Annotated in this window: 6 protein-coding genes; 3 read left to right on the top strand and 3 right to left on the bottom strand. The window is 71.2% G+C overall.

Annotated features, from left to right (window positions below; translation table 11 throughout):
- Positions 1–2,041, bottom strand: a 2,041-nt coding sequence (locus AC1D01_RS15435) for a VIT and vWA domain-containing protein (RefSeq protein ID WP_477867681.1), incomplete at its 3' end; no start/stop codon positions are given.
- A 181-nt stretch (positions 2,042–2,222) separates the two neighbouring features.
- On the opposite strand from AC1D01_RS15435, the gene AC1D01_RS15440 reads away from it, so the two are divergent.
- The 3 genes from AC1D01_RS15440 (at position 2,223) to AC1D01_RS15450 (ending at position 5,158) form a co-directional block, all read left to right on the top strand.
- Positions 2,223–3,842: a sensor histidine kinase gene (locus AC1D01_RS15440; RefSeq protein ID WP_477867683.1), complete on the top strand. Its 1,620-nt coding sequence runs from the start codon at positions 2,223–2,225 to the stop codon at positions 3,840–3,842.
- Positions 3,839–4,522 (top strand): response regulator transcription factor, encoded by a 684-nt coding sequence (locus AC1D01_RS15445; RefSeq protein WP_477867685.1) that lies wholly within the window; start codon positions 3,839–3,841, stop codon positions 4,520–4,522. Before AC1D01_RS15440 ends, AC1D01_RS15445 begins: the two co-directional genes overlap by 4 nt.
- A gap of 159 nt (positions 4,523–4,681) precedes the next feature.
- Complete coding sequence (locus AC1D01_RS15450; protein WP_477867687.1) at positions 4,682–5,158, top strand: SgcJ/EcaC family oxidoreductase; 477 nt, start codon at positions 4,682–4,684, stop codon at positions 5,156–5,158.
- A 24-nt stretch (positions 5,159–5,182) separates the two neighbouring features.
- Here AC1D01_RS15450 and creC read toward each other — a convergent pair whose 3' ends face one another.
- Together creC and AC1D01_RS15460 are read right to left on the bottom strand one after the other, a co-directional pair.
- Positions 5,183–6,613, bottom strand: coding sequence for a two-component system sensor histidine kinase CreC (creC, locus tag AC1D01_RS15455; RefSeq protein ID WP_477867691.1), 1,431 nt, complete (start codon positions 6,611–6,613; stop codon positions 5,183–5,185).
- A 1-nt stretch (position 6,614) separates the two neighbouring features.
- A partial coding sequence (locus AC1D01_RS15460) for a winged helix-turn-helix domain-containing protein (RefSeq protein ID WP_477867689.1) occupies positions 6,615–6,937 on the bottom strand: 323 nt, incomplete at its 5' end.

A 6,937-nucleotide genomic window follows, 5' to 3' on the forward strand; every position in this document is an offset into this window, starting at 1 on the left:
GCGCGACACCGGCCACGCCGAACACCACCAGCAACGCGGCCCAGGCCGCCGGCTCGGGCGTGCTCGGCACCTCGGCGCCCAGCGCGGTCTCGGCCACGCCCTGCGGCAGGGGCAGCGGCTGGTCGACGGTGGGCGCGAGGGCCGGATTCGGGTTGCGCACCACCTGATCGATCGCGATGAAGCTGGTGTACTGCGTCAGCAGGCTGTACTTCAGGCCGAGTGCGGTGATGGCCTCCTTCTCGGAATTGCCTCCCACCAGCGACTCCTGGTCGCTGAGCGCCGCGATGCGTCCGCGGGCCCACAGGTGGCGCAGCGCGGACGAGGTCTGGTCCTCGTGGCCGGCCACGATCAATTCCTCGTGCCACGGCCCATCGGCCGCGCGGCCGTCGAGCACCAGCCTGCCCGCCGCCGGCTCGCCCGGGCGCGAGCGCCACTTGCCCTGGATCAGCACCGGGCGGCCGCCCAGCACGTCGGGCAGCGCGGGCGGCTCCACGTCGTAGACGTCCAGCCCGTCGAAGCGCGCCTTCAGCTGCGTCAGCACCGGCGAGTCGATGATGCGGCGCAGCCGCTCGGCCTGCGCGGCGGCCTGCGACGGCTTCGTGACGACGAAGGCCTCGCCCTGGCCGGCACGCGCCAGCCCTTCGATCAGGTTGCGGTTGACGCTGCTGCCGATGCCGAACGCGAACACGTTGAAGTCGTTCAGGTGGCGGCGCACCAGCTGGAACACCTCGGATTCGACCGTCACGTAGCCGTCGGTCACGACGATCACGCTGCGCGACAGGTCGGCAGGCTTCGGCAGCTCGGCGATGCGGCGCAGCGCCGGCACGATCTCGGTGCTGCCGCCGCCGCCGGTCTGCGCCAGCGCCTGCAGCGCACGCTCGATGTTGGCGCGCGTGGCCGGCACCGAGGCCGGCGACAGCATGCGGCTGCTGCCGGAGAACAGCATCACGTTGAAGGTGTCGCTCGGGCGCAGGCCGCCGATCAGGTTCTGCAGCAGCACCTTGGCGGTGTCGAGCGGGTAGCCGTGCATCGAGCCGGAGATGTCGACCACGAAGATGTAGTCGCGCGGGTTGACCTGCTGCAGCGGCACGGCCTTCGGCGGCTCGACCATCGCGAGGAAGAAGTTCTCGCCGCCGGTCTGCTCGTCGCCGCGGTACAGCATCAGGCCGGAGGCGATGCGGTCGCCGGCCAGGCGGTAGGTCAGGATGAAGTCGCGGTTGTTGGATGCCTTCGTGTCGGCGAGGCTCACGCTCGCGTGCGCCGTGTCGCCGCCCTGCACGCGGATCTCGTGCGACGGCGAGCTCACGTCCTTCACCGCGATCGGTGCATCGACCCGCAGCTTCAGGTCGAACGCGGTGTTCGATTCGACGCCGGCGCGCAGGTAGGGCGTCGCGGCCCAGGCTTGCCGGTCCGCCGCACCGGCGGGGTTGCTGTAGCGCGGGCCGACGACGGTCGGGAACACGAAGCCGTATTGCGCGTCGGTCGGCACCAGCAGCTCGGTGTAGCGCAGCTCCACCGCCACGTCGTCGCCCGGCAGGATGTTGGCGACGTTCATCTCGAACACGTTCGGCCGGTGCTGTTCGAGCAGCGCGCTGGTCTTGCCCTCGCGCCTGGCGTTGTCGTACTCGATGCGCGCCTGCTGCTTCTCGCGGATGCGGGCGGTCAGCAGCCGGTTGCCCAGGCGCACGTTCATCGCGTAGATGGCGGCCTGCGTCGAGCCGGGGAACACGTAGCGCGCCTCGATCGGGCGCTGGCCCTCGTTGCGGTAGTGCTGCGTGACGGTCACGTCGGCGATCACGCCGCTGATGCGCACGTCGACCGCGGTCGATTTCAACGGCAGCCGGTCGGTGCCGGGGTCGCCGTTGTCGACGAAGAAGTACGGGCTCTCGCCCTTGCGGGCCTCGGCGTCGTCGGCGCGCGCCGGCGACCAGGCGAGCGTGAGGATCGCGGCGAACAGCGACAGCGCGATGCACAGCAGCACGCGGCCGACGTGGGTGAGCGGGCGAAGCGGGTGGAACGGGACGCGGCGCAGCGGGGTCATGTCGATTCTCCTGGGCGCGCCGCAGGGAGGGCGCGTGGCCGCAAGAATCGACGCAGCATGCGAAGCGGTTTCGAAGCCGCCGCAGCGTCGTGTGAAGGGCGTGTGAAGCCGACCGGCGCCGGGTCATGGATGACGGCCGCATGACCGAACCATGATGACGGCACGGGCGATACAGTGGCGCATGTTCCGACTCCGCCTCTCGCTCGCATTGGCCGCCCTGGTCGCCCTGGTCTGCATCCAGGCGGTGGCCGTGCGCTGGGGCGCGATCCGCGTGTACGCGTATGCGCAGCACAGCCGGCTCGCGAGCGACATCCTGTCCGAGTTGCTGGAGCTGTCGGCCGACAAGCAGCGGCTGCGCGTGTGGGCCTCGCAGCAGCTGATGGGCGCCGACGCCTCGCTCGAGCTGCGCGACCGGCTGCTGGCGCGGATGCAGACCCGCGCGGCCAACCTGAAACAGCTGGCGGCGCGCGACCTCGGCGCCCGGAGCGAACTCGCGGCAGACGACGGCGTGCCGGTCCCGCCCGAGGTGCCGCAGCTGGTGGCCGTCACCGAGCTGCTCGACGACAACATCGTGGCCGTGCGCTCGCGCCTGCTGCAATTGGCGCCGCTCGAGCGCGGCGCCGAGTTCAGCACGGTCTGGCGTGAGCTCAACCAGGTGTTCGACACGGCCCGCGGCCGCGACCTGCGCGAGCTCGTCAACGGCGCGATCGAACGCCAGCGCATCGTGGTGCCGGCCGCGCGTGCGGCCACCGTGCACGGGCTGGACATGCTGCGGCTGCAAGGCGGCGCGATGGTGCTGGTCACGCTGGTAGTGGCGGTGCTGCTGGCGCTGCACCTGGGCCGGCGGCTGCAGCGCCCGCTCGACCGCCTGCTGGGCGGCATCCAGGCCCTGCAGGCCGGCGACCTGGGGCACCGCGTCGCGATCGGGTCGGGCGACGAGTTCGACCGCCTGGCCGGGCATTTCAACGCGATGGCGGCCGAGCTGCAGCAACACCGCAGCGAGGCCGATGCGGCACGCCACCGGCTGGAAGATGCGGTGCAGGCGCGCACGCTTGAACTGAGCACGGCGCACGAGGCGTTGCAGCACATCGATGCCCGCCGCCGCCAGCTGTTCGCCGACCTGGGCCACGAGTTGCGCACGCCGGCCACCGCGATCCGCGGCGAGGCCGAGATCGCGCTGCGCGGCGCCGACAAGCCGGTGGCCGAGTACAGGCAGAGCCTGTCGCGCATCGTCGGCGGCGTGAAGCAGCTGGCCGGCGTCATCGACGACCTGCTGCTGATCGCGCGGGCCGAGGCCGACCAGCTCGCGATGCGCTTCGATGCGGTCGACGTGCCGGCGCTGCTCGGCGACGCGGCCGAGCAGGCCGAGGCGCTCGGCGCGCAGCACGAGGTGAGCGTACATCTCGACGCGCCGCCGCGGGATGCATCCAGCCCCGCCAGCGTGCACGCCGACGCCGACCGCCTGCGGCAGGCGGTGGTGATCGCGCTCGACAACGCGGTCCGCTACTCGCGGCGCGGCGGCACGGTGCGCCTGGGTTGGCAGGTGCGCGACGACCGGATGGAGATCCTCGTGCAGGACGACGGCATCGGCATCGATGCGGAGGAGCTGCCGCTCGTGTTCGAGCGCTTCGTGCGCGGCCGCCGGGCGCGGGCACACCGGCCGGACGGCACCGGCATCGGCCTGTCGATCGCGCAGGCCATCGTGCGCGCGCATCGCGGCGAGATCCACCTCGACAGCCGCCTCGACGAAGGCACCACCGTGCGCATCGAGCTGCCCTGCCGGCGGGAGCAGGCGGCATGAACCTGCTGGTGGTCGAGGACGACGTGCGGGTCGCCGATTTCCTGGTGCGCGGCCTGCGGGCCGAGGGCTATGGCGTGCAGCTCGCCCRCACCGGGCCGCAGGGGCTGGCGCTGACGCGCAGCAGCGCGCCCTCGCTGCTGATCCTGGACCTGATGCTGCCCGGCCTGAGCGGGCTGGAGCTGTGCCAGACGCTGCGCGCCGAGGGCTGCCACGTGCCGATGCTGATGCTCACCGCGCTGAGCAACCTCGAGGACAAGGTGAACGGCCTGCGCCTGGGCGCCGACGACTACCTCACCAAGCCCTTCGCGTTCGAGGAGCTGCTGGCGCGCATCGAGGCGCTGCTGCGGCGCGGCCGCGAGCAGCGCCCGCGCGCCAGCAGCCTGCAGGTGGCCGACCTGGTGCTGGACCGCGAAAGCATGCAGGCGAGCCGGGCCGGCAAGCAGCTCGCGCTGACGGCCCGCGAGCTCGCGTTCCTCGAGCTGCTGATGAGTGCGCCGGGGCGCGTGTACAGCCGCGAACGCATCCTCTCCAACGTCTGGGGCACGAACGAGGATCCGCTGACCAACGTGGTCGACGTCTACGTGCGCCGCCTGCGCGCCAAGGTGGACGAAGGCCATGCGCTGGCGCTGATCAAGACGGTGCGCGGGCTCGGCTACCGGCTCGACGCGCAGCCCGGCTGACGGCGCGCCGCCGTTCATCCGGCGTTCATGTGGGCGTCAGCGGCCGTTCATCGCGGCGCACGGGTCCCGTTCATGGGCCGCTCGAACAATGGCAACCATGCATCGCGACGCGGTGCAGCGCCGCGATGCGGTGTCATCCAACCCAGACGAGGACCTTTCATGAACCTGCTGCGAGCAGCTCTCCTTCCCGCGATCGGCTTCAGCCTGTCGACCGCTGCCCTGGCGCAGGCGCCGTCCACCCAGGCCTGCCAACCCACCGACGACAAGCAGATCGCGGCCCTGTTCGACCGCTGGAACGATTCGCTGCGCACGCTCGATCCGGACCAGGTCGTCGCGAACTACGCGAGCGACGGCGTGCTGCTCCCCACCGTGTCGGACACGCCGCGCACCAACCCGGCCGAGATCCGCGACTACTTCGTCAAGTTCCTGAAGAGCACGCCGCAGGGCCAGATCGATCGCCGCATCATCAAGATCGGCTGCAATGTCGCGCAGGACGTCGGCACCTACACCTTCACGCTGAAGGGCGGCATGAAGGTGCATGCCCGCTACACCTACGTCTACGAGTGGCAGAACGGCCGCTGGCTGATCGCGCACCACCATTCGTCGGCGATGCCGGAGGCGGGCGCCGGCAAATGACGGCCGGCACGTAGCCGCGGACCGTCAGGCGCCGAGCGGCAGCGACAGCGTCGCGATGGCGCCGCCGGCCGCGGCGTTCTTCAGCGTGATGCGCCCTTCGTGCAGCTCGGCGATCTCGCTGACGAACGAGAGCCCGAGCCCGGTGCTCTTCTTGCGCGAATGCGGCCGCGCCAGCGAATAGAACTTCTCGAACACCTTCGATTCGGCGTAGTCGGGAATGCCGGGGCCGCTGTCCTGCACGCGCAGGTCGACGGTGCGGCGGTTGATCTGCAGCGACAGCCGCACCGTGCCGCCCTCGGGCGAGAAATCGAGCGCGTTGTCGAGCAGGTTCGACAGCGCGCGCTGCAGCAGGAAGGCATCGCCGTCGACGCTCGCCTCGGGCCCGTCCTCGACCACGATGCTCAGCTTGCGCGTGGCGGCGGCGGCCTGCGCGCTCGCGGCCGCCTCGTTCACCAGCGGGCGCAGCGCGACCGGCGCGCGCCGCTCCAGGCTGCGCCGCGACTCCAGCGCGGTCAGCTCCATCATCCGGTCGACCAGCTCCTGGATGCGGTGCGTCTCGCGTGCGATGTTGGCGATGAAGCGCGCGCGGTCGGCATCGGGCATCGGCTCCTGCAGCAGCTCGGCCGCGCCGCGGATCGCCGACAGCGGGCTCTTCACCTCGTGCGTCAGCGTCTGCACGTAATCGGCCACGTAGTTGCGGCCGGCCAGCGCATCGCGCATCTCGTCGTAGGCGGCGCCGATCGCGCCGAGTGCACGCCGGCCGAGCCGCGGCAGGCTGAAGCTGCGCTGCGCGCGCACATAGCGCACGTAGTCGGCGATCAGCCCGAACGGCCGCACCAGCCACACCGAGACGATCACCACCAGCAGCAGCACCGCGACCACCGAGGTCACGCCGACCAGCAGCGTCTTGCGCCGCGCCGCATCGACGAACTGCCCGAAGCTCTGCACCGGCTTGCCGACGCTGACCGCGCCGATGATCTCGTTGCGAGCGCGCACCGGCGCGGCGACGTACATCACCGCGGTGCGGTTGTCGTTGTCGATGTCGGGCGTGGTGCGCGCACCGTACTCGCCCTGCAGCGCGCGCCACACGTCGTGCCACTGCGCGTAGTCCTCGCCGAGGTGGCGCTGCGTCGAGTCGTAGACCACCTTGCCGGCGCGGTCGGTGACGATCAGGCGCAGCTCGACGCGCGTCTTCTCGAAGCCGAAGATGTCGGCCTTGAAGCGGCGCGCATACAGCGACTCGAACACCGGCGCGAGCGTCTGGGCGCGCAGCGTGCCGTCGGCCGACGAGGCCTCCAGCGTCGCGGCGATCAGGTGCGCCGTCTCGACCAGCGACTCCTCGGCCGACTCGCGGTAGCGCGGGTCGATGTCGCCGAGCAGCCGGTACATCAGCACGCCGACGCCGAACGCGTAGGCGAGCAGGATGCCGACGAAGATCCGCGTCCGTTTCGAGATGTCAGCTCTCCGGCTTGGTGGCCGGCAGGTCTTCTGCCAAGGCGTAGCCGGTGCCGCGGTGCGTCTTGATCGGCTCCAGCCCCGGCGCGACCAGCTTCATCTTCGCGCGCAGCGTCTTCACGTGCGCATCGACCGTGCGGTCGAGGCTTTCGGTGGCATCGTCCCACACGCGCTCGAGCAGCGTGTCGCGCGAGAACACGTGGCCCGGGCGCGAGACCAGCGTCTTCAGCAGGCCGTACTCGTAGCGTGACAGCTCGAGCAGCTGGCCGTAGAAGCGGATCTGCCGCCGCCCGTCGTCGACCGCGATCGGCGGCACCGGTGCGG

This window comes from Rhizobacter sp. P3_B12 (genome assembly GCF_056402895.1).